Annotated in this window: 16 protein-coding genes; 10 read left to right on the top strand and 6 right to left on the bottom strand. The window is 66.3% G+C overall.

Translation table 11 applies throughout. The annotated features are described in order from the left end of the window. Nucleotides 1-3: 3 nt before the first annotated feature. Entirely contained in the window at nucleotides 4-1,122 is a 1,119-nt protein-coding gene (gene aroC, locus AC07WS_RS20210; protein WP_494730813.1) for a chorismate synthase, read from the bottom strand. Between the two features lie 252 nt (nucleotides 1,123-1,374). On the opposite strand from aroC, the gene AC07WS_RS20205 reads away from it, so the two are divergent. Further along, nucleotides 1,375-3,636 (top strand): putative bifunctional diguanylate cyclase/phosphodiesterase, encoded by a 2,262-nt coding sequence (locus tag AC07WS_RS20205; RefSeq protein WP_494730812.1) that lies wholly within the window; start codon nucleotides 1,375-1,377, stop codon nucleotides 3,634-3,636. A gap of 85 nt (nucleotides 3,637-3,721) precedes the next feature. On the opposite strand, the gene AC07WS_RS20200 is transcribed toward AC07WS_RS20205, so the two are convergent. Next, nucleotides 3,722-4,177: a CBS domain-containing protein gene (locus AC07WS_RS20200; RefSeq protein ID WP_494730811.1), complete on the bottom strand. Its 456-nt coding sequence runs from the start codon at nucleotides 4,175-4,177 to the stop codon at nucleotides 3,722-3,724. A 196-nt stretch (nucleotides 4,178-4,373) separates the two neighbouring features. Here AC07WS_RS20200 and AC07WS_RS20195 point away from each other — a divergent pair, with 196 nt between their 5' ends. Continuing rightward, nucleotides 4,374-5,684: an O-acetylhomoserine aminocarboxypropyltransferase gene (locus tag AC07WS_RS20195; RefSeq protein ID WP_494730810.1), complete on the top strand. Its 1,311-nt coding sequence runs from the start codon at nucleotides 4,374-4,376 to the stop codon at nucleotides 5,682-5,684. A gap of 1 nt (nucleotide 5,685) precedes the next feature. Next, on the top strand, nucleotides 5,686-6,489 hold the full coding sequence (locus tag AC07WS_RS20190) for an alpha/beta fold hydrolase (protein WP_494730809.1): 804 nt from the start codon (nucleotides 5,686-5,688) through the stop codon (nucleotides 6,487-6,489). Here AC07WS_RS20190 and AC07WS_RS20185 read toward each other — a convergent pair. Then, the gene (locus AC07WS_RS20185; protein WP_494730808.1) at nucleotides 6,470-7,606 is read right to left on the bottom strand and encodes an HAF repeat-containing protein; all 1,137 of its coding nucleotides are present in this window, start codon (nucleotides 7,604-7,606) and stop codon (nucleotides 6,470-6,472) included. The two genes, AC07WS_RS20190 and AC07WS_RS20185, sit on opposite strands and share 20 nt — an antisense overlap. Before the next feature lie 175 nt (nucleotides 7,607-7,781). Here AC07WS_RS20185 and AC07WS_RS20180 point away from each other — a divergent pair, with 175 nt between their 5' ends. Both AC07WS_RS20180 and AC07WS_RS20175 read left to right on the top strand, forming a co-directional pair. Beyond that, complete coding sequence (locus tag AC07WS_RS20180; RefSeq protein WP_494730807.1) at nucleotides 7,782-8,366, top strand: LysE family translocator; 585 nt, start codon at nucleotides 7,782-7,784, stop codon at nucleotides 8,364-8,366. A gap of 9 nt (nucleotides 8,367-8,375) precedes the next feature. Continuing rightward, a complete protein-coding gene (locus tag AC07WS_RS20175; RefSeq protein WP_494730806.1) occupies nucleotides 8,376-9,839 on the top strand; it encodes an aminotransferase-like domain-containing protein in 1,464 nt (487 codons plus the stop codon). Between the two features lie 12 nt (nucleotides 9,840-9,851). Here AC07WS_RS20175 and AC07WS_RS20170 read toward each other — a convergent pair whose 3' ends face one another. From AC07WS_RS20170 to AC07WS_RS20160, 3 genes are read right to left on the bottom strand one after another with little or no spacing between them, the layout of a single operon-like run. Continuing rightward, nucleotides 9,852-10,742 carry a beta propeller repeat protein gene (locus AC07WS_RS20170; RefSeq protein ID WP_494730805.1) on the bottom strand — a complete coding sequence of 297 codons (891 nt, stop codon included), beginning with the start codon at nucleotides 10,740-10,742 and terminating at the stop codon, nucleotides 9,852-9,854. After that, the gene (locus tag AC07WS_RS20165; RefSeq protein ID WP_494730804.1) at nucleotides 10,739-11,617 is read right to left on the bottom strand and encodes a hypothetical protein; all 879 of its coding nucleotides are present in this window, start codon (nucleotides 11,615-11,617) and stop codon (nucleotides 10,739-10,741) included. Before AC07WS_RS20165 ends, AC07WS_RS20170 begins: the two co-directional genes overlap by 4 nt. A gap of 20 nt (nucleotides 11,618-11,637) precedes the next feature. After that, nucleotides 11,638-13,014, bottom strand: a complete 1,377-nt coding sequence (locus tag AC07WS_RS20160; RefSeq protein ID WP_494730803.1) for a YihY family inner membrane protein — start codon at nucleotides 13,012-13,014, stop codon at nucleotides 11,638-11,640. A gap of 65 nt (nucleotides 13,015-13,079) precedes the next feature. Between AC07WS_RS20160 and wrbA the strand changes: the two genes are divergently transcribed. The 5 genes from wrbA to AC07WS_RS20135 are packed head-to-tail and all read left to right on the top strand — an operon-like array spanning nucleotide 13,080 to nucleotide 19,179. Next, nucleotides 13,080-13,691, top strand: coding sequence for an NAD(P)H:quinone oxidoreductase (gene wrbA, locus AC07WS_RS20155; protein ID WP_494730802.1), 612 nt, complete (start codon nucleotides 13,080-13,082; stop codon nucleotides 13,689-13,691). A 13-nt stretch (nucleotides 13,692-13,704) separates the two neighbouring features. Then, the gene (locus tag AC07WS_RS20150; RefSeq protein WP_494730959.1) at nucleotides 13,705-14,112 is read left to right on the top strand and encodes a DUF2069 domain-containing protein; all 408 of its coding nucleotides are present in this window, start codon (nucleotides 13,705-13,707) and stop codon (nucleotides 14,110-14,112) included. Beyond that, the gene (locus AC07WS_RS20145; protein WP_494730801.1) at nucleotides 14,109-15,515 is read left to right on the top strand and encodes an FAD-binding oxidoreductase; all 1,407 of its coding nucleotides are present in this window, start codon (nucleotides 14,109-14,111) and stop codon (nucleotides 15,513-15,515) included. Before AC07WS_RS20150 ends, AC07WS_RS20145 begins: the two co-directional genes overlap by 4 nt. A gap of 11 nt (nucleotides 15,516-15,526) precedes the next feature. Continuing rightward, a complete protein-coding gene (locus AC07WS_RS20140) occupies nucleotides 15,527-18,082 on the top strand; it encodes an FtsX-like permease family protein (RefSeq protein ID WP_494730958.1) in 2,556 nt (851 codons plus the stop codon). Next, nucleotides 18,082-19,179: a lipocalin-like domain-containing protein gene (locus tag AC07WS_RS20135; RefSeq protein ID WP_494730800.1), complete on the top strand. Its 1,098-nt coding sequence runs from the start codon at nucleotides 18,082-18,084 to the stop codon at nucleotides 19,177-19,179. The genes AC07WS_RS20140 and AC07WS_RS20135 overlap by 1 nt, the downstream gene beginning before the upstream one ends. Nucleotides 19,180-19,241 lie beyond the last annotated feature (62 nt).

Genomic DNA, 19,241 nt, shown 5'->3' with positions numbered 1-19,241 from the left:
CGCTTAGCGCGAGACTGGCGACACTGGCGGCGCGATGTTCGGCGTGTCGACGCGGACGTCGCCGCACTGCGCGCGGTGCATCAGCGCGTGGTCCATCAGCACCAGCGCCAGCATCGCCTCGGCGATCGGCGTGGCGCGGATGCCGACGCACGGGTCGTGGCGGCCGAAGGTTTCCACCATCACCGGCTTGCCGTCCTTGTCGATCGACTGGCGCGGCGTGCGGATCGACGAGGTCGGCTTGATGGCGATCGACACCGTGATATCCTGGCCGGTCGAGATGCCGCCCAGCACGCCGCCGGCATTGTTGCCGATGAAGCCTTCGGGCGTGAGCGAATCGCCGTGCACCGAACCCTTCTGCTCCACCGACTTGAAGCCGGCGCCGATCTCCACGCCCTTGACGGCGTTGATGCCCATCATCGCGTAGGCGATGTCGGCGTCGAGCTTGTCGTAGATGGGCTGGCCCAGGCCGACCGGGATGTTGCGGGCGATCACGTCGATGCGCGCGCCGATCGAATCGCCGGCCTTGCGCAGCTCGTCCATCGCCTCCTCCATGCGGGCGATCAGGGCGGCGTCGCCGCTGGCGGCGAAGAACGGGTTGTCGTGCACGTGCGACCAGTCCTGGAACGGCACGGCGATGTCGCCGAGCTGGCTCATGCAGCCCTTGAACTCGGTGCCGTACTGCTGATTCAGCCATTTCTTGGCGATGGCGGCCGCGCCCACCACCGGCGCCGTCAGGCGCGCCGACGAGCGGCCGCCGCCGCGCGGATCGCGGACGCCGTATTTGTGCCAATAGGTGTAATCTGCATGGCCTGGACGGAAACTCTCGGCAATATTGCCGTAATCCTTGCTGCGCTGGTCTTCGTTGCGGATCAGCAGCGCGATCGGCGTGCCGGTGGTCACGCCCTGGTAGACCCCGGACAGGATTTCCACCGTGTCAGGTTCCTTGCGCTGCGTCACATGGCGCGACGTGCCCGGCTTGCGGCGGTCCAGCTCCGGCTGGATGTCCGCTTCCGACAAAGGCAAACCTGGTGGGCAGCCATCGATCACACAACCAATCGCGGGACCGTGCGACTCACCAAAGGTAGTTACTGAAAACAATTTGCCAAATGTATTGCCGGACATAGGAAGAGAATCTTTGGAAAAAGGTGGAAAGTACCCAATTCTACCAGCCGGCGGCGATTGCCGCCCGGCCGGCGCAATAATTTCCCAATAGCAAGTTTCTATTGGTAAAATATCATTCTTTCGATGAAAGCTGGGCAATCTTGCACACCAGTATGCAACGTTCTGTGTAAACCGCGGGAAATCCGCGTTCGTTTTAACAATTCGCTATATACTTGACCACAAGAACACCGAGAAATCCTGGAGATGTTACACATGCCCCCACCGATCACACCCCTTGAGCAATCCAAGGACGATCACGACGATCTGGTATTCTTAGAAGAGCATCCGGCGACGCTCGCAGTACCCGGCGCCCGCAACGTATGGCGGGTCATGATCATCGACGACGACGAAGATGTCCACTCGACCACCACCTTCGCGCTGGGCAACCTCGACATGCAGCAGCGCCCGCTCGAATTCGTGCATGCGTATTCGGCCGGCCAGGCGCGCGAACTGCTGAAACACGAATCGGAAATCGCCGTCATCCTGCTGGACGTGGTGATGGAGCAGGACGACGCCGGCCTGCACCTGGTGCGCTACATCCGCGAGACGCTGAACCTGGCCGACGTGCGCATCATCCTGCGCACCGGCCAGCCCGGCTACGCGCCCGAGATCGACGCCATCCGCGATTTCGACATCAACGACTACAAGACCAAGTCCGAGCTGACCCGCATCAAGCTGTTCACCACCGTGACGGCGGCGATCCGCTCCTACGAGCAGATCCGCAAGATCAACGACAGCCGGCGCGGCCTGAACCAGATCGTCCACGCCAGCACCCAGCTGATGTCGCTGCACGGCGTGCAGAACTTCGCCTCCGGCGTGCTGGCCCAGATCGCCGACCTGCTCGGCCAGGACGGCAACGGCCTGCTGTGCGTGCAGGAGTGCCCGGAAGACGGCTGCCACCAGTTGATGGTGATGGCCACCATCGGCAGCTACCGCCACCTGGACAACGCCACGCTGTGCGACCAGCAGCACAAGCCCATCTACGACGCCATGGAGCTGACGCTGGGCCAGCGCCGCAACATCTACGGCCCGGATTTCATCACGCTGTACTTCGCCGGCAAGGCCAGCCGCGATTTCGTCGCCTACCTGGACGTGCGCAGCGCGCCGACCGAGATCGACGAGCGCCTGCTGGAAGTGTTCTGCTCCAACGTGGCGGTCGGCCTCGACAACGTCGAACTGGTCACGCACCTGCACAACGCGGCCTTCTACGACCAGCTGTCCAAGCTGCCCAACCGCACCCGCCTGGTCGAGATCCTCGACGCCACGCTGGCCGGCCCCGCGCGCGACGACGCCACCCTGTCGCTGGTTGACCTGGATCACTTCGCCGAGACCAACGACGCGCTGGGCCACCAGTTCGGCGACATGCTGCTGGTGGCGGTCGCCGGCCGCCTGCAAACCCAGCTGGGCGACCAGCTGACCGTGGCGCGCATCGGCGGCGACATCTTCTGCGTGCTGGGCGATTCGTCGCAGGTCAACCCGGCCAACATCCTGGCGCTGTTCAGCAACCCGTTCAGCATCGACGGCCAGGACGTGCAGCTGTCGGCCACGCTGGGCCTGGTGCGCCTGGGCGAGCACGAAGGCAGCGGCGCCGACGCCCTCAAGGACGCCGACATCGCCCTCAAGCGCGCCAAGTCGCAGCAGCGCGCCGGCCATTTCTACTTCTCGCGCTCGATGGGCGTGGAGATCCGCGAGCGGGTGCGCATGATGCACGCGCTGCGCACCGCCTTCGGCCAGAACCAGCTGTTCGTGGTGTACCAGCCGCAGATCGACCTGGCCACGCGCCGGCCGATGGGCGCCGAGGCGCTGCTGCGCTGGCAGACGCCGGACGGCAAGTTCATCTCGCCGGATCGCTTCATCCCCATCGCCGAGTATTCGGGCCTGATCATCGACCTGGGCGAATGGGTGATGCGCACCGCCTGCCGCGAGCTGGTGGACCTGCGCAAGGCCGGCCACGACAACTTCATGATGTCGATTAACGTCTCGCAGGTGCAGTTCCGCCATCCGCACTTCCTGGAGATGCTGCGCAAGGCGCTGGAGGACACGGGCGCGCCGCCGGAGTTCGTCGAGCTGGAAATCACCGAGTCGATGGCGATGGAAGAGCCGGACATGCTGATCAAGATGCTGGGCCAGATCAAGCAGACCGGCGTGAGCATCGCGATCGACGACTTCGGCACCGGCTTCTCGTCGCTGTCCTACCTGCAGCGGCTGCAGATCGACCGCCTGAAGATAGACCGCGCCTTCGTCACCGAGATCACCGGCTCCGCGCGCGGCAGCAGCATCGCCGAGATGGTGATCCAGCTGGGCCGCAACCTGGGCCTGGCCGTGATCGCGGAAGGCGTGGAGGACGAGCGCCAGGCGCAGATCCTGCAGGCGCTGGGCTGTCCGCTGGCGCAGGGCTTCCTGTTCGCGCGGCCGATGACGGCGACAGCGCTCAACGGTTGGCTCAGCAACGACACGCTGGAAGGCGCGGCATAAACAAAAACCGCCATGTGCGGTTGCGACGCTCAAGATCGTCGCAATGCCACATGGCGGTTTTTGTTTTTGGCGCCGGGCGCCGGGCTTAATCGGACTGGTCCGCCGTCTCCGCCGGCCAGTCGCGGATGTAAGCCTTCAGCATCTTGTTCTCGAAGCTCTGCGCTTCCAGCACCGCGCGCGCCACGTCGTAGAACGAAATCACGCCCAGGATGGTTTTGGCGTTCATCACCGGCAGGTAGCGCGCGTGCTTCTCCAGCATGATGCGGCGCACCTCATTGACCTCGGTATCCGGCGTGACGGTGATCGGATGGTCGTCCATATGCTTGCGCACCGTGCCCGTGCCCACCGTGCCGGCGTTTTCGTGCAGGGCGCGCAGCACCTCGCGGAAGGTCAGCATGCCGGCCAACTCGCCGAATTCCATGACCACCAGCGAACCGATGTCTTTTTCCGCCATGGTGTTGGCGGCGTCCGCCAAAGGCTGATCAGGCGAGATCGTGTAAAGAATGCTGCCTTTAACCTGAAGAATTTCGGAGACTTTCATTTTGGGCCGTCCTGTCCGCTGATATAGGCTATGTGAATGGGGGTTCTGATTATTGTAGCCTTATAGCGAATGTAGCGTATGCCCGGCAAAAAATCCAGCGCTCTGGATAAGCAATTCTCAACATTTTTACAGTGCTGTTGCCCAGCCGCGATTCAGGGTAGGATGCCCAGCATTCCTACAACTCCAACGAGACCTTATGAGCGGACCCAGATATCCCGGCTTTGACACCCTCGCGCTGCACGCCGGCGCGGCCCCCGACCCGGCCACCGGCGCGCGCGCCACGCCGGTCTATTTCACCTCATCCTTCGCGTTCAAGGACTCCGACCAGGCCGCCTCGCTGTTCAACATGGAGCGCGCCGGCCATGTGTACTCGCGCATCTCCAACCCCACCAACGCGGTGCTGGAGGAACGCATCGCCGCGCTGGAAGGCGGCGTGGCCGGCATCGCAACCGCCAGCGGCCAGGCCGCGATGCATCTGGGCCTGGCCACCATCGCCGGCGCCGGCTCGCACATCGTCGCCTCGCGCGCGCTGTACGGCGGCTCGCACAACATGCTGGCCTATACGCTCAAGCGCTTCGGCATCGAGACCACCTTCGTCGACCCGCGCGACCTCGACGCCTGGCGCGCCGCGATCCGCCCGAACACCAAGGTGCTGTTCGCCGAGACGCTGGGCAATCCGGGCCTGGACGTGCTCGATATCGAATCCGTAGCCGCCATCGCGCACGCGCAGCACCTGCCGCTGATGATGGACTCCACCTTCACTACGCCCTACCTGCTCAAGCCCTTCGAGCATGGCGCCGACCTGGTGTTCCACTCGGCGACCAAGTTCCTGTGCGGGCACGGCACGGCCATCGGCGGCCTGCTGGTGGACGGCGGCACCTTCGACTGGCAAGCCGCCTACGACAAGACCGGCCGCTTCGCCGAGCTGTGCGAACCGTATGACGGCTTCCACGGCATGGTGTTCACGGAGGAGTCGACGGTGGCGGCGTTCGCGCTGCGCGCGCGGCGCGAAGGCCTGCGCGACTTCGGCGCCGTCATGAGTCCCCACAACGCCTTCGCCGTGCTGCAAGGCGTGGAAACGCTGGCGCTGCGCATGGACCGGCACGTGGCCAACACCCGCAAGGTGGTCGAGTTCCTGCTGTCGAATCCCGCGGTGGAATCGGTGTCCTATCCGGAGCTGCCGTCGCACCCGGACTACGAACTGGCCAAGCGCCTGCTGCCCAAGGGCTGCGGCGCCGTGTTCTCGTTCAACCTGAAGGGCGACCGCGCCGCCGGCCGCCGCTTCGTCGACAGCCTGAAGGTGTTCTCGCACCTGGCCAACGTCGGCGACGCCAAATCGCTGGCGATCCATCCCGCCTCCACCACGCACTTCCGCGTGCCGGCCGATCAGCTGGCGGCGTCCGGCATCACCGAGGGAACGATGCGGCTGTCGGTTGGCCTGGAGGACGTGGACGACTTGATCGAAGACCTGGCGCGCGGCCTGAAGCTGTCGCAGAAAGGAGCATGAGATGCTGCTGACCGTACAAGGCGTGGACGCCTACTGCTACACCGGCGGCAAGCCGTTCGACGCCGCCCTGCCGACCGTAGTCTTCATCCACGGCGCGCAGAACGACCATTCCGTGTGGGTGCTGCAGACCCGCTATTTCGCCCACCACGGCTACAACGTGCTGGCGGTGGACCTGCCGGGCCACGGCCGCAGCAAGGGCGCGGCCAAGGCCAGCGTGCCGGAACTGGCGGACTGGCTGCTGCAAGTGCTGGACGCCGCCGGCGTGCGGAAGGCCGCGCTGTTCGGCCACAGCATGGGTTCCTTGATCGCGCTGGAAGCGTCGCACAAGGCGCCGGAACGCGTCACGCACCTGGGCATGATAGGTTCGACCTACCCGATGAAGGTGTCGGACGCGCTGCTGGAGACCTCGCGCAGCGACGAGCAAAGCGCCATCGACATGGTCAACATCTGGTCGCACTCGTCGATCGCGCAGAAGCCGTCCTGCCCCGGACCTGGCTTCAATACGATGGGCGGCGCACGCCGGCTGATGCAGCGCATCTCGCAGATCAACCCCGAACACGTGTTCCACACCGACTTCTCGGCCTGTAACGCCTACGCCAACGGCGAAGCGGCGGCGCAGGCGGTGCGCTGCCCCACCCTGTTCCTGTTCGGCGCGCGCGACATGATGACGCCGCCCAAATCGACCAAGCTGCTGACCTCCACCATCAGTCACGGCAAGGTGGTGACGGTGGACAGCGGCCACTCGCTGATGGCCGAGCAGCCGGACGCGGTGCTGGACGCCCTGTTCAGTTTTGCGGGAACTTGAAGCGGATGATGCGGTTCGCGCCTTGCAGCACGATGCCGCGATAGCGGCGGCGGTAGATCACGATGCCCGTGGTGGTGGCCAGCACCGCCACGATCAGCATCACCAGATCGGTGTCGCCGTGCGTGACCACCGCGCGCTGGGCCGAATGCATGGTCGACGCCTCAAACTTCTTGCCGACGTATTTGGCGCCGATCACCAGCTCCTCGGCGTTGATGCTGTTGACCAGGTACAGTCCGAACCCGCCCGGATGCACCGTCATCTTGCCGTCGCGGTAAACGAAGGAACGGCGCTCGTCGCCGATGCGGATGCTGCCGACCACGTGGCCGGCGGCGTTGACGGCGGTGGCGAAGCTGTTGCCGTAGCCAATCATCGCGCCCAGGTCGACCATCTGCTTGCCATCGTGGACAAAGGCGTGCCAGCGCCGATCCGGCATCTCCGACGAACCGACCACCACGCCGGAATCGTTGACGGCGGTGGCGCCGCTGGAGCGTCCGCCCAGCGTGCCCAGATCCTTCATGCCGACGCCGGGCCGGTAGATGAAGGCGCGCCGATAACCGTCCGGCAGCGCCGCCGTGCCGACAATCACGCCGTCGGTGTTGACGCCGGCCGCGTAGCTGATGTTGCCGCCCAGCGTGCCCAGGTCGACCAGCGGGCCGTCGCCGGTGGGGCCGGTGGTAAAGGCGTGGAAGTAGCCGTCGCTGGTATCGGCAAAGCCGACCGCCTGGCCCGAGCGGCTGATGCCCATGCCGTAGCTGCTGCCGCCGCCCAGCGTGCCGAGATCGCGCATCGACAGGCCAGCGCGGTAGACGAAGGCGCGCCAGTGGCCGTCGCTGTCCTGGGCCGAGCCGACCACGTCGCCGCCGATGTTGATGCCCTTGGTGAAGCTGTCGCTGCCGCCCAGGGTGCCGAGCTCGATCAGCCGCTTATTCCAGAGCACGGCGCGCTGGCGGCCGCTCTCCTCCTCGATGATGCCGGCCACCTGGCCCGCCGGGTTGATGTCGACCGCGATGCTGGCCTCGTTGCCGCGTTCGCCCAGGCCGGGCGGGTGCAGCTGCTGCGCAGACGACGCCACACCGGCAAATCCCAACAAGACCACCGCAATCGGCATTCTCAGCATGACGTCCCCTGGTTGTTTTTTATGAATGCCGATTCTATAACGACCTTCCGACCAACGGCAACTGTAACCATCGCCCGACTGATACAGCATGAGTCAGTCCCCACGGTCCTGTGCCTTGTCCGCTGCGCGCCGCGCTCCTAGACTGGCGCCACCTCCACGCTATGAGCCGCCTGCCATGACCGAACTGCTGCCCCTGATGACCTACTGCCTTGTGATGTCGGCCACGCCGGGACCGAACAACGTCATGCTCGCCACCACCGGCGCCAATTTCGGCGGCCGCGGCGCGCTGCCCGCCATCCTGGGAATACAGACGGGCATGTTCGTGCAAACCATGCTGATGTGCCTGGGGCTGGGCAGCGTCTTCGTGGCCTACCCGCTGGCGCAGCAAGTGCTGCGAATTGCCGGCTCGGTCTATCTGGTGTTCCTGGCCTGGAAACTCAGCGGCGCTTCGATGAGCGGCGCGCAGGCGCCCAAGGCCGTGACGTTTACCCAGGCGACGATATTTCAAGCGCTTAACCCCAAGAGCTGGGTGAAGGCCGTCACCGTGGCCTCGGTCTTCATGCCTGGCGGGTCGAATACGCTCGGCAATGCGCTGCTGGTGGCGGCGATCGGCACGCTGGTGGGCATGCCTTGCAACGCCATGTGGGCCTTGTTTGGCATGGCGATACGCCGCTTCCTGCTCGATCCGCAAAAGCAGCGGGTGTTCAATTGGACCATGGCCGCCATCCTGCTCGTACTGGCCGCGCTGTTTTTACGCTAGACTCTCGCCATGTTCCCCATCGACCGCTCCTCTCCCATCGCCCTGTCCAAACAGATAGAGGCGCAGCTGCGCCACATGGTCGAGAGCCGCGCCCTGCCCGGCGGCGCCAAGCTGCTGTCGATACGCCAGCTGGCCACGCAGTTGGAAGTGAGTACGAATACCGTCGTGGTGGCGTATGACCGGCTGGTCGCGGCGGGCGTCATCGATTCGCACGGCACGGCAGGCTTCTTTGTCAGTTCGCCGAAAGACGCCACCAGCGTGGTGCCCGACGAAGTCGCGCTGGAAGCGGGCGAGGAGCAGGAGCCGGTCTGGCTGGCGCAACAAGCCAACGATCAGCGCGCGGGCATTCTGCTGGCCAGCAGCGGCGCATTGCCGCCGACCTGGCTGCAGGACGCCGTCCCCGCCAGCGCCGTACAACGGGCCCTGGCGCGCAGCGCGGCAGGCATGGCTTCGCGCTGCCCGCCACAAGGCCTGCCGGAACTGCGCGAACACATCGCGCTGCAGTTGCGCGGCATCGGCGCCGCTTTCGACGCCGGCCACATTCTGACGACCTTTGGCGCCACCCACGCGATCGACCTGATTTGCCGCAGCTTTCTGCAACCCGGCGACACCGTGCTGGTCGAAGATCCCGGCTATTTCCTGATGTTCGGCAGGCTGCGCCAGGACGGCATCCGCCTGGTGCCGATCAAACGCCGCCCCGACGGCCTCGATCTGGACGAACTGGAAGCGGCCTGCCGCGAGCACCGTCCGCGCCTGCTGTTCGTGCAGACTGCCCTGCACAACCCCACCGGCTGGAGCAGCAGCGCCGCCAATCTGCACAAGGTCCTGATGCTGGCGCAGCAGCATGGCTTCCTGATCGCCGAGGACGACGTGCACGGCCAGTTCCAGCAAGGCCACGCCACGCGCCTGGCCGCGCTGGCCGGCCTGGATGGGGTGATCTACTACTCCAGCTTTTGCAAGTCGCTCAGTCCCGCCTTGCGGATGGGCTATCTGGCGGCCGCCCCCGCCCTGCTCAAGGTGCTGATGCGGACCAAGATCCATTCCATCATGACGCTGCCGGCCTTGAACGAATACGTGCTGCTGGAAGTGCTCCGGGCCGGCAATCTGCGCAAGCACCTGGAGCGCATGCAGCGCAAGATCATGGCGGCCCGCAACGCCAGCACGCGGCAGTTGAGCGAGGCCGGCGTGCTGTTCGAGCAGCCCGGCGACGCCGGCATTTTCTTGTGGGGCACGATGCCAGAAGGGCTGGACGTCGACCTGCTGGTGCAGGACGCCTACCGCAACAACATCCTGCTGATGCGCGGCGCGGCCTTCTCGGCCAACGACATACCCGACCAGCATATCCGCTTCAACGTCGCCTTCAGCCAGCATCCGCGCCTGAGCAGCTACCTGCAGGAGCGCATGCAGGCAGTGGCCGGGGCGCGTTCAAGCCTGGCGCGTGCCAGCGGCGCGGCGAAGCCAGTGGGCTCCTGACGCCAGAGCGGGTCAGGGCGCACGCCGTTTCTGCCCTTCCAGCCAAGCGGCCGGCAGCTTGGCCAGCAGCGGGTCATCGGCCAGCAGATTGCGCCAGCGCTTGCCGCCGTCGCCCGAATACACGAGCAGGTATGGACTCGGCCCGTCGCGTTCCGGCAGCACGGCCGCCAGCCAGAGCTCGCGGTCATTGGCGACGTAACTGCTGACCAGCGACGACAAGCCAGCCGGCAGATGCACCTTGCGCCAGCGGCGGCCATCGCTTGAACGCATCAGCGTCTGCTCGATCGAACCGGTGATCCACCAGCCGCCCCGGCCGGAATGCGCCAGCTCGACCAGTAAATCCGGATTGCCCAGCCGCCGCTCCAGCGCCACCCGGCAGCGGGCGACCTCGATACGCTCCACCAGATAGCCGGCCACCGTGCCATCCTTGCCGAAGCGCGTCGCCAGCGCCAGCAGCGTATCGCCCGCGCTGGAAAGGACCAGATCCGCATCCTTCAGCGCAGCGAGCGCGCCGCGCTTTTCATCGAGACCAAGCTGGCGCGGCGACAGGCGGCACTCCTTGCCGCCGCGCCGGAAGCGATAACGCTCATCCAGCGCCGCCACTTCAACGCCATGCGGCAGTGCCAGCACCGCATCCGCGTGCGCCACCACGCGGCCGGTCGCACTGTCGATCACGGTGCCGCCGGCGTAGATGCGCCCAGCCTCGTCAAGCGACAACGCCGGCCAGGGCTTACCGCCCGGCAGAATCGCCACGGTGACGGCAGGCTGCGCATGGATCACAATCTGATGCTGGTCCTCGCTAACCCTAGTCGCACCGAGCAGGTAGTCGAAGGCGGTGACGTCGGCCTGCGCGGAATGCGCCAAACTTAAAGCAGCCGCCAATATGCCCAGAAATCTCATCATCGCGCGTTCTGTGTCGACACCACCAGCACCGACAGGGCCAGATTGGCGTTGTTCACCGTTCCGGAAACGCTGGCCGTCAAGCCTGGGTTGGCCAATCCGCACGCCAGCGTGACGGCGGGATGCAGGCGCTGCCAGTTGGCCTGCGGCTGAGCGACCGTCAGCTGCACCTCGCTCATCAGCATGAAGGACAGCGGAATCTCGTAGCGTTCAACCATCACCCGGGCAGAATCGGCGGCCTGCTGCAGCACGCGCCGGCGTACCGCGTCGGGATTGCCGCAGTGTTGCAGCACCGCCTGGCCGAACGCTTCCGAATCGATCTCCGTCAGCGCGAAGTGCGGCAAGGCCCGGTATCGCACCTCGATCGCCGCCGACGCGTGCGGCGCCACGGCGGCGGTCCATGAGTAAGCCGCATAGCCCTGCCATTGATCGAAGCGCAGTCCTTGCACCGTGGGCAGCCTGGCCAGCTTCCTGGCGTCGGCCTGAAGGTCGGGCAACGGCGCCAGGCCGGCGCGGGACAATTCCCGGGTGATGTCGCGCCCCATGAAGTAGCCGCGCCGATAAACGGCCGGCTTCATCGCACGGCCGTTGAAACTGGCGCCGACATCGGAAAACGATTTATCCAGATGCTCCTCGCCCTCGCCGAGCACACCGAAATGCGGCGTGCTGGCGTACCAGCCGATTTGCGAGGCGCGCGCCTCGCCGTTCCTCAGCGTGGTACGGATGGCGACTTCCCGGCCATCGAGTTTGACGGCGATCTGCTCAACGACGGCCTTGCCGGCTTCCAGCCCCAGCGTCAGCGGCACCGCGTTTTCACCCTCATACGCCGCGGCGTTCGCGCCCACGAGCAGCGCGGCAAAAAGGAAAGCGGCTTTCATGCGCGCGGTTCTCCCGGCGCTCAACGGCAGTCGATCGGCCCGAAGTGCTCGGCCAGGGTCTTGCCCAGGCCCGCTTCGACGGCCGATTCCACCTCGCGCGCCAGGGCGGCGGCCTCGCGGGCGGCCTTCAGGTCGCGCTCATCGTCGCTGTCGCTCACCACGCCGGCGTTGATCGGCATGCCGGCGAAGACGAACAGGCGATAGACCTCGGCCAGCGTCAGCTTCTCCACATTGGCCAGGATGACCCAGTGATCGCTGCCCTCGCTGACCCGCTTGCCCCACTGGACCCGCTGCGGCGCCTCGACCTTCACGCGCCCCACCCAGCCTTCGGCCATCATCTTTTCCAGCAGGGTGTCCATCTCGTCGAAGCCCAGCCGGGTGCGCGTGCGGATCGCGCCAGAGCTGACCAATGCCGTGTCGCCGCATTTGCACGCCACATGCAGCACCCGCAGGATCGCCATCGCGTCGACGAATTCGCCGCCCGGCTGCGCCTCATGCCACCAACGCTCGTACTTCACCACCGGCAGCGCGGCCACCAGCAGCGCGCCGAACAGCGTAATCAGCCACGATACATAGACCCACAGCAGGAACAACGGCAGCGCCGCCAGCGCGCCGTAGATCTTCGAATACGTCGGGAACTGCGTGATGAAAACCGCGAAGCCACGCTTGGCCACCTCGAACGCCAGGCCGGCCACCAGGCCGCCCCAGGCCGCGTCGTACCAATCGACGTCGCGGTTCGGCACCGCCACGTACAGCAGCGTGAAAGTGGCCGTGGTCAGGGCCAGCGACAGCACCGTATAGATCAAGGCGCCGATCACCGGCACATCGCCTATCAAGTCGCTGGTGGCCATGAACACCCGCCCCGACAGGGTCAGCGACACGCCGATCAGCAAGGGGCCGAGCGTGATGATGGCCCAGTAGACCAGGATGCGCTTGGTCCAGCGCCGCTCGGCGCGCACGCGCCAGATGCGGTTGAAAACGCGCTCGATCAAGTTCATCATCGCGATCGAGGTGAAAATCAGCGCCACCGCGCCCACCGCCGACAGCCGCGTGGCCTTGGAGGCGAACATGGTCAGGTAGTTGAGGATGGTGCTGGAAATCGACTTCGGCATCACGCTCTGCACGAAGTAAGCCTCCAGCGACGAGCGGAAGGTGTTAAACATCGGGAAGGTGGTGAAGATCGCCAGCGCGATCGTCAACACCGGCACCAGCGCGAACACGGTGGTGAAAGTGAGGCTGCCGGCCACCTGCGGCAGGCTTTCCTCGCGCAGGCGGCGGTGGGCGAACAAAAACAGGTCCCGCACTTCAGGCCAGGACAGCGAGCGCACTGTCTCTATCCCGCTACGGCAGTTGCGGGAGACATACTGTAAAACCGGATGAATAAATTTTTCGTACATGAGCGATAATCGAAATACAAGAGTGGCGACGATGCCACCCGCTAAAGCGCCCTATAATACCGCCGATGAACCAAGCCAATCTGATTATTCTTGTATTGTTTTACTCACGTCACGGCGCAACGCGCAAACTGGCTGAGTTGATCGCCCAGGGCGTGGAGAGCGTGCCGGGCTGCGACGCGCGCCTGCGCACGGTTCCAGCCGTGTCGACCGTGGCCGAGGCCACCGAGCCGGACGTGCCGGCCGCAGGCGCCCCTTACGTCGAGCTGGACGACCTGGCCGAATGCGCGGGCCTGGCGGTGGGCTCGCCCACCCGCTTCGGCAACATGGCGTCGGCGATGAAGTATTTTTGGGACGGGACGGCGGCCCAGTGGCTGTCCGGCGCGCTGGCGGGCAAGCCGGCCTGCGTGTTCACGTCCACCGGCAGCCTGCACGGCGGCCAGGAATCGACACTGCTGTCGATGATGATACCGCTGTTCCACCACGGCCTGATGGTGCTCGGCCTGCCGTACACCCATCCCGAACTGATGACCACCTCCAGCGGCGGCACGCCGTATGGCGCCAGCCACTGGTCGGGACTTGACGGCAAGAAGACCATCACCGAAGATGAAAAACGCCTGGCCATCGCGCTGGGCCGGCGCCTGGCCGAAACGGCCGTCAAACTGCGCGCCGTCGCTTGACCGGGGGCGCATGATGGAAAACACAATGCAGAAGTATTTTCACTGGGGCGCCATCGGCAGCCTGATAACGCTGATCGTCTGGTGCGTGCTGTGGGAGATGGTGCTGGCGCCGCTCAAGCCGGGCGGTTCCTGGCTGGTACTGAAGGCGGTGCCGCTGCTGCTGCCGCTGTACGGCGTGTGGAAGCGCGACATCTACACCTTGCAGTGGACCTCGATGATGATACTGCTTTACTTCACCGAGGGCGTGGTGCGCGGCTGGAGCGACAAGGGCACCATGTCCGCCTGGATGGCCTGGGGCGAGGCGTTGATCGTCTGCGTCTATTTTGTTTGCGCCGTGATGTATCTGCGTCCGTATAAAAAAGCGGCGAAGAAGCTGGCCAAGGAACTGCTGGACAAGGTGAAGGTCAACACCGTCAAATGATCGATTTCCTCACGCATTGCCGCTCGGTCGTGGGCGACGACTTTGTACTCGACTCAAGCGCCGACATGGCGCCCTTCCTCACCGACTGGCGCGGACGCTTCACCGGCAAGGCCCTGGCCGTGCTGCGGCCCGCATCGGTGGACCAGGTGGCGGCGCTGGTGCGCGCCTGCGCGCAGTGGCGCGTGGCGCTGGTTCCGCAGGGCGGCAATACGGGGCTGGTGCTCGGCAGCGTGCCGGATGCCGGCGGCGGCGCGGTCGTGCTGTCGCTGGCGCGACTGAACCAGATTCGCCAGGTCGATCCCGTCAACCGCACCATGACCGTGGACGCGGGCTGCATCCTCCAGCAGGCGCAGGAAGCCGCCGCCGCTGCGGACTGCCTGTTCCCGCTGTCGCTGGCGGCGGAGGGCAGCTGCACCATAGGCGGCAACCTGTCCACCAACGCCGGCGGCACGGCGGTTCTCCGCTACGGCAATACGCGCGAATTGTGCCTTGGGCTGGAAGTGGTCACGCCGCAGGGCGAGGTATGGAGCGGCTTGCGCGGCCTGCGCAAGGACAATACCGGCTACGACCTGCGCGACCTGTTCATCGGCGCGGAAGGCACGCTGGGCGTGATCACCGGCGCGGTGCTCAAGCTTTATCCGCAGCCCAAGGCCAGCATCACCGCGCTGGCGGCGCTGCCCTCGCCCGCCCACGCGCTGCAGCTGCTGACTTTAATGCAGGACCATTGCGGCTCCAGCCTGACCGGCTTCGAACTGATGTCCCGCTACTGCCTGGAGCTGGTGGCGCAGCAGTTCCCGTCGCTGCCCAAGCCGTTCGCGGCGCCGCATCCGCAGTATGTGCTGCTGGAGCTATCGAGCAGCGAATCGGAGCAGCACGCGGTCGGCCTGCTGGAGCAAGCCATCGGCGCGGCGCTGGAGCGCGACGTCATCGGCGATGCGGTGGTGGCCACTTCGGTGGCGCAATCGGCCGGGCTTTGGCAGCTGCGCGAACACATCCCGCTGGCCCAGGCCAGGGCCGGCAAGAACATCAAGCACGACATCTCGCTGCCGGTGTCCAGCATCGCGGACTTCATCGCCGCCACCGGCCCCTTGCTGGACGCGGCCTTCCCCGGCTGCCAGCTGGTGTGCTTCGGCCACCTGGGCGACGGCAATCTGCACTACAACGTGGCGCCGCCGGACGGCATCTCCAACGAGGACTTCCTGCTCAACCAGGACAAGGTCAATCGCGTGGTGCATGACAGCGTGGTCGGCTTCGGCGGGTCGATCTCGGCGGAACACGGCATCGGCGCGCTCAAACGCGACGAGCTGGCACACTACAAATCGGCGGTGGAACTGAACATGATGCGCGCCATCAAAGCCGCGCTGGACCCGCTGGGGATCATGAATCCCGGGAAGATCCTGTGAGCGGTGGTGCGATGGGCCGCTTGTCGCGCTGGCTGCTGTTGGGCGAATGGCGCGCGCATCCGCTGCGGGCGCTGGTGGCCATCGCCGCGATCGCGGTCGGCATCTCGCTCGGTTTCGCCATCCATCTGATCAACGCCGCCGCGTTCAACGAATTCTCGTCCGCCATCAAGGGCTTGTCCGGCGTGGCCGACGTGCAGGTGCGCGGCACCGAGCAGTTCTTCGACGAAGGCATCTACCCGGTGCTGGCGCAGCGCGCCGGCGTGGCTGTCGCGTCGCCGGTGCTGGAGTTCGAGGCATCGGTGCCCGGCGAACCCACCGCGCTGAAGATACTCGGCATCGACGCCTTCCGCGCCGCCTTCATCTCCTCCGACCTGGTTGGCGCGCCAGCCGGCGACAGTGCAACGGACATGCTAGCCGACGATGCGCTGTTCCTGTCGCCCGCCGCGCAGCAATGGCTCAAGCCCGCCGACGGTGCGCCGTTGACGCTGCAGGTCGGCGTCGGCGAACTGAAACTGCGCGTGGCCGGCTCGCTGCAACGCGCCCGCGCCGGTCAGCGCATCGGCGTGATGGACCTGGGCGCGGCGCAGTGGCGCTTCGAAAAGCTCGGCCAGCTGTCCCGCATCGACCTCAAACTGCGCGATGGCGTCAACCGTGACGCCTTCAAGGCCGAGCTGGAACGGCAGCTGGAACACGACTATCCCGGCCGCTTCCGCGTCAGCCAGCCCAACGACGAAGACCAGAACAGCCGCAACGAAGGCATGAGCCGCGCCTACCGCGTCAACCTGACCGTGCTGGCCCTGGTCGCGCTGTTCACCGGCGCCTTCCTGGTATTTTCCACCCAGGCGCTGTCGGTGATACGCCGCCGCAGCCAGTTCGCGCTGCTGCGGGTGCTGGGCATGGACCGCACGCATCTGCTGCGCCAGATCCTGATCGAAGGCCTGAGCCTGGGCGTGGCCGGATCGGCCATCGGCATCGCCGCCGGCTACGGCATGGCCGCCGCCGCACTGCATTTCATGGGCGCCGACCTGGGCGCCGGCTTCTTCTCCGGCGTGCGGCCGCAGGTGCAGTTCACGCCCGTCGCCGCGGCGGTCTATTTTGCGCTCGGCGTCACCGTGGCCTTGCTGGGCTGCGCCGCGCCGGCGCTGGACGCGGCGCGCGCCAAACCGGCCGTCGCGCTCAAGTCGGGCACCGAGGAGGCGGCGATGTCGCGCCTGTCCAAGGCGTGGCCGGCGCTGGCCTGCATCGCGCTGGCCGCCTTGCTGTCGCAGGCGCCGCCGGTGTTCGAGCTGCCGCTGTTCGGCTACCTGTCGATCGCCCTGCTGCTGGTCGGCGCCATCGCGCTGATGCCGCGCCTGGCCGCCATCGTGTTCCGCCTGGCGCACCGGCGCTGGAGCGCAGCCACCGCCGGCAAGCCCGGCGCCTCGCCCGTGATCACGCTGACGCTGTCGCGCCTTGCCAACGCCTCCAGCCAGGCCGGCATCGCGCTGGGCGGCGTGCTGTCGAGTTTCAGCCTGATGGTGGCGATGGCGATCATGGTGGCCAGCTTCCGCGTATCGCTGGACGACTGGCTGCAGCACATCCTGCCGGCCGACATCTACATCAGCACCACCAGCGCCGGCACCACGGCAGGGCTGCGGCCGCAGGAGCAGGCCGCCATCGCCGCCCTGCCCGGCGTGGCCAGCGCCGATTTCCTGCGCACGCGCGGCATCTCGCTGGCAGCGGCCCGTCCACCGGTGGCGCTGATGGCACGCAACGTGGACCCCGCCGATCCGGGCAGATCGCTGGCCATCGTCGGCGAGACGCAGGTGCCCGGCCCCGGCGCTCCGCCGCCAGTATGGATATCGGAAGCGATGGTCGATTTGTACGGCATGCGCGTCGGCCAGCGCATCGAGTTGCCGCTCAACGGCAAGCTGCACGCCTTCCAGGTGGCCGGCGTCTGGCGAGACTACGCCCGTCCCACCGGCACGATCCAGATGCGCCTGAGCGACTACCGCGCCATCACCGGCGACATGGACGCCAGCAACGCCGCGCTGAGGCTCAAGCCCGGCGCCAAGGCCGCCGACACCGACCAGGCATTAAAACGCCTGCCCTTCGCCGCCGCGCTGACGACCACCGCGCCGTCCGAGATCCGCGCGATGAGCATGAAAATATTCGACCGCAGCTTCGCCATCACCTATCTGCTGGAGGCGATCGCCATCGTGATTGGCCTGTTCGGCGTCGCCGCCACGTTCTCGGCGCAGACGCTGGCGCGCGCCAAGGAATTCGGCATGCTGCGCCACGTCGGCGTGACGCGCCGGCAGATCCTGTCCATCCTGGCCATCGAGGGCGGCGCCTTGACGGGCCTGGGCATCGTCACCGGCTTCGCACTGGGCTGGGTCATCAGCCTGATACTGGTTTTTGTCGTCAATCCGCAGTCCTTCCATTGGACCATGCAGCTGCATTTGCCGTGGCCTCTGCTGGCAACCGTGGCGGGCCTGCTGCTGGCCGCCGCTGCGCTGACGGCACTGCTGGCCGGGCGCCAGTCGTTGTCGGGCGGGCCGATACGCGCAGTCAGGGAGGACTGGTAATGAATCTGATCCAACGCGGCGCGACCGCGCTGGCGCTGCTGGCCGGGCTGTGCTTCCTCGCGCCGGCCAGCGCGGCGCAACCGGTGTACAAGGCAGTCGCACCGCTGGCGCCCGGCGCCGCGCTGAACTTCCCGGCGGACTTCGGCGCCCATCCCGACTACAGGACCGAATGGTGGTACGTCACCGGCTGGCTCGCCACGCCGGACGGCAAGCCGCTGGGCTTCCAGGTCACGTTCTTCCGCAGCGGCACGCCACACGACCGCGCCAATCCCAGCAAGTTCGCGCCCAAGCAGCTGATCGTCGGCCATGCCGCCATCTCCGATCCGGCCAACGGCAAGCTGCTGCACGACGAGCGCAGCGCGCGCGAGGGCTTCGGCCTGTCCTACGCCAAGGTCGGCGACACCGACGTCAAGCTCGAAGACTGGCGCATGACGCGCGCCGCCGACGGCAGCTACCAGGTCCACCTGGACGCGGCCAGCTTCAAGCTGGACCTGAAACTGGCGCCGTCGCAGCCCGTGCTGCCGCAGGGCGACCGGGGCTACTCGCGCAAGGGCGAGCTGCTTACCGACAGCAGCTACTACTACAGCGAACCGCAGCTGACCACCACCGGCACCGTCACCCGCGCCGGCAAGGCGGTCGCCGTCACGGGCGCCAGCTGGCTCGATCACGAGTGGTCCACCCAGTATGTCGCCGCCGATGCCGCGGGCTGGGACTGGATAGGCGCCAATCTGGCCGACGGCGGCGCGCTGATGGCTTTCCAGATGCGCAGCAAGACAGGTGCTAAACTATGGGCGCACGCGACATGGCGCGATGCATCCGGTAAGATCACGCAGTTCGCGCAGGACCAGGTCAGCTTTACCCCGCAACGGCGGTGGCGTTCGCCCCGCACCAATGCCGAGTATCCCGTCGCGCCCCAGCTCACCACCGGCAGCACCGTGTGGCAGGTAGTCCCTTTGCAGGACGACCAGGAGCTCGATTCGCGGCGCTCGACCGGCGCCGTGTACTGGGAGGGCGCGGTAACGCTGGAGCGCGACGGCAAGCAGGCTGGCCGCGCCTACCTGGAGATGACCGGCTACGTCAAGCCGATCAAGTTTTAGCAGCACCGAACAATTTAGCGACACCCGAATCGTCAACAAAGAATACTTACAAACCGCAGCCA

This window comes from Duganella sp. GW821-FHT01E12 (genome assembly GCF_059422325.1).
This window is presented reverse-complemented; position numbering and strand designations above follow the sequence as displayed.

Excerpts from the sequence above, each read along its gene's own strand:
- AC07WS_RS20195 (WP_494730810.1), top strand. The coding sequence starts at position 4,374 with ATGAGCGGACCCAGATATCCCGGCTTTGACACCCTCGCGCTGCACGCC.
- AC07WS_RS20175 (WP_494730806.1), top strand. The coding sequence starts at position 8,376 with ATGTTCCCCATCGACCGCTCCTCTCCCATCGCCCTGTCCAAACAGATA.
- AC07WS_RS20140 (WP_494730958.1), top strand. The coding sequence starts at position 15,527 with ATGGGCCGCTTGTCGCGCTGGCTGCTGTTGGGCGAATGGCGCGCGCAT.
- AC07WS_RS20205 (WP_494730812.1), top strand. The coding sequence starts at position 1,375 with ATGCCCCCACCGATCACACCCCTTGAGCAATCCAAGGACGATCACGAC.
- AC07WS_RS20185 (WP_494730808.1), bottom strand. The coding sequence starts at position 7,606 with ATGCTGAGAATGCCGATTGCGGTGGTCTTGTTGGGATTTGCCGGTGTG.
- AC07WS_RS20170 (WP_494730805.1), bottom strand. The coding sequence starts at position 10,742 with ATGATGAGATTTCTGGGCATATTGGCGGCTGCTTTAAGTTTGGCGCAT.
- aroC (WP_494730813.1), bottom strand. The coding sequence starts at position 1,122 with ATGTCCGGCAATACATTTGGCAAATTGTTTTCAGTAACTACCTTTGGT.
- AC07WS_RS20180 (WP_494730807.1), top strand. The coding sequence starts at position 7,782 with ATGACCGAACTGCTGCCCCTGATGACCTACTGCCTTGTGATGTCGGCC.
- AC07WS_RS20190 (WP_494730809.1), top strand. The coding sequence starts at position 5,686 with ATGCTGCTGACCGTACAAGGCGTGGACGCCTACTGCTACACCGGCGGC.
- wrbA (WP_494730802.1), top strand. The coding sequence starts at position 13,080 with ATGAACCAAGCCAATCTGATTATTCTTGTATTGTTTTACTCACGTCAC.
- AC07WS_RS20150 (WP_494730959.1), top strand. The coding sequence starts at position 13,705 with ATGGAAAACACAATGCAGAAGTATTTTCACTGGGGCGCCATCGGCAGC.
- AC07WS_RS20160 (WP_494730803.1), bottom strand. The coding sequence starts at position 13,014 with ATGTACGAAAAATTTATTCATCCGGTTTTACAGTATGTCTCCCGCAAC.
- AC07WS_RS20200 (WP_494730811.1), bottom strand. The coding sequence starts at position 4,177 with ATGAAAGTCTCCGAAATTCTTCAGGTTAAAGGCAGCATTCTTTACACG.
- AC07WS_RS20135 (WP_494730800.1), top strand. The coding sequence starts at position 18,082 with ATGAATCTGATCCAACGCGGCGCGACCGCGCTGGCGCTGCTGGCCGGG.
- AC07WS_RS20145 (WP_494730801.1), top strand. The coding sequence starts at position 14,109 with ATGATCGATTTCCTCACGCATTGCCGCTCGGTCGTGGGCGACGACTTT.
- AC07WS_RS20165 (WP_494730804.1), bottom strand. The coding sequence starts at position 11,617 with ATGAAAGCCGCTTTCCTTTTTGCCGCGCTGCTCGTGGGCGCGAACGCC.